Genomic DNA, 2,581 nt, shown 5'->3' with positions numbered 1-2,581 from the left:
CCGAACATAGCTACCCGGCAATGCCACTGGCGTGACAACCGGAACACCAGAGGTTCGTCCACTCCGGTCCTCTCGTACTAGGAGCAGCCCCTCTCAAATCTCAAACGTCCACGGCAGATAGGGACCGAACTGTCTCACGACGTTCTAAACCCAGCTCGCGTACCACTTTAAATGGCGAACAGCCATACCCTTGGGACCGGCTTCAGCCCCAGGATGTGATGAGCCGACATCGAGGTGCCAAACACCGCCGTCGATATGAACTCTTGGGCGGTATCAGCCTGTTATCCCCGGAGTACCTTTTATCCGTTGAGCGATGGCCCTTCCATACAGAACCACCGGATCACTAAGACCTACTTTCGTACCTGCTCGACGTGTCTGTCTCGCAGTCAAGCGCGCTTTTGCCTTTATACTCTACGACCGATTTCCGACCGGTCTGAGCGCACCTTCGTACTCCTCCGTTACTCTTTAGGAGGAGACCGCCCCAGTCAAACTACCCACCATACACTGTCCTCGATCCGGATAACGGACCTGAGTTAGAACCTCAAAGTTGCCAGGGTGGTATTTCAAGGATGGCTCCACGCGAACTGGCGTCCACGCTTCAAAGCCTCCCACCTATCCTACACAAGCAAATTCAAAGTCCAGTGCAAAGCTATAGTAAAGGTTCACGGGGTCTTTCCGTCTAGCCGCGGATACACTGCATCTTCACAGCGATTTCAATTTCACTGAGTCTCGGGTGGAGACAGCGCCGCCATCGTTACGCCATTCGTGCAGGTCGGAACTTACCCGACAAGGAATTTCGCTACCTTAGGACCGTTATAGTTACGGCCGCCGTTTACCGGGGCTTCGATCAAGAGCTTCGCGTTAGCTAACCCCATCAATTAACCTTCCGGCACCGGGCAGGCGTCACACCCTATACGTCCACTTTCGTGTTTGCAGAGTGCTGTGTTTTTAATAAACAGTCGCAGCGGCCTGGTATCTTCGACCGGCATGAGCTTACGGAGCAAGTCCTTCACCCTCACCGGCGCACCTTCTCCCGAAGTTACGGTGCCATTTTGCCTAGTTCCTTCACCCGAGTTCTCTCAAGCGCCTTGGTATTCTCTACCCAACCACCTGTGTCGGTTTGGGGTACGGTTCCTGGTTATCTGAAGCTTAGAAGCTTTTCTTGGAAGCATGGCATCAACCACTTCGTCACCTAAAAGGTAACTCGTCATCAGCTCTCGGCCTTAAGATCCCGGATTTACCTAAGATCTCAGCCTACCACCTTAAACTTGGACAACCAACGCCAAGCTGGCCTAGCCTTCTCCGTCCCTCCATCGCAATAACCAGAAGTACAGGAATATTAACCTGTTTTCCATCGACTACGCTTTTCAGCCTCGCCTTAGGGACCGACTAACCCTGCGTCGATTAACGTTGCGCAGGAAACCTTGGTCTTTCGGCGTGGGTGTTTTTCACACCCATTGTCGTTACTCATGTCAGCATTCGCACTTCTGATACCTCCAGCAAGCTTCTCAACTCACCTTCACAGGCTTACAGAACGCTCCTCTACCGCATCACTTGCGTGATACCCGTAGCTTCGGTGTATGGTTTGAGCCCCGTTACATCTTCCGCGCAGGCCGACTCGACTAGTGAGCTATTACGCTTTCTTTAAAGGGTGGCTGCTTCTAAGCCAACCTCCTAGCTGTCTAAGCCTTCCCACATCGTTTCCCACTTAACCATAACTTTGGGACCTTAGCTGACGGTCTGGGTTGTTTCCCTTTTCACGACGGACGTTAGCACCCGCCGTGTGTCTCCCATGCTCGGCACTTGTAGGTATTCGGAGTTTGCATCGGTTTGGTAAGTCGGGATGACCCCCTAGCCGAAACAGTGCTCTACCCCCTACAGTGATACATGAGGCGCTACCTAAATAGCTTTCGAGGAGAACCAGCTATCTCCGAGCTTGATTAGCCTTTCACTCCGATCCACAGGTCATCCGCTAACTTTTCAACGGTAGTCGGTTCGGTCCTCCAGTCAGTGTTACCTAACCTTCAACCTGCCCATGGATAGATCGCCCGGTTTCGGGTCTATTCCCAGCGACTAGACGCCCTATTAAGACTCGCTTTCGCTACGCCTCCCCTATTCGGTTAAGCTCGCCACTGAAAATAAGTCGCTGACCCATTATACAAAAGGTACGCAGTCACCCAACAAAGTGGGCTCCCACTGCTTGTACGCATACGGTTTCAGGATCTATTTCACTCCCCTCTCCGGGGTTCTTTTCGCCTTTCCCTCACGGTACTAGTTCACTATCGGTCAGTCAGTAGTATTTAGCCTTGGAGGATGGTCCCCCCATATTCAGACAAAGTTTCTCGTGCTCCGTCCTACTCGATTTCATGACTAAGAGATTTTCGCGTACAGGGCTATCACCCACTATGGCCGCACTTTCCAGAGCGTTCCGCTAATCTCAAAGCCACTTAAGGGCTAGTCCCCGTTCGCTCGCCACTACTAAGGGAATCTCGGTTGATTTCTTTTCCTCAGGGTACTTAGATGTTTCAGTTCCCCTGGTTCGCCTCTTGCACCTATGTATTCAGTACAAGATAACCATCTT

1 rRNA gene is annotated in these 2,581 nt (G+C 52.0%); it reads right to left on the bottom strand.

The window, feature by feature from the left end:
• Positions 1-2,581: ribosomal RNA gene (locus QMX91_RS30640) — 23S ribosomal RNA — on the bottom strand; the annotation flags it as partial.

Source organism: Pseudomonas sp. PS01299 (assembly GCF_029960145.1).
Taxonomy (GTDB): domain Bacteria; phylum Pseudomonadota; class Gammaproteobacteria; order Pseudomonadales; family Pseudomonadaceae; genus Aquipseudomonas; species Aquipseudomonas putida_A.
This window is presented reverse-complemented; position numbering and strand designations above follow the sequence as displayed.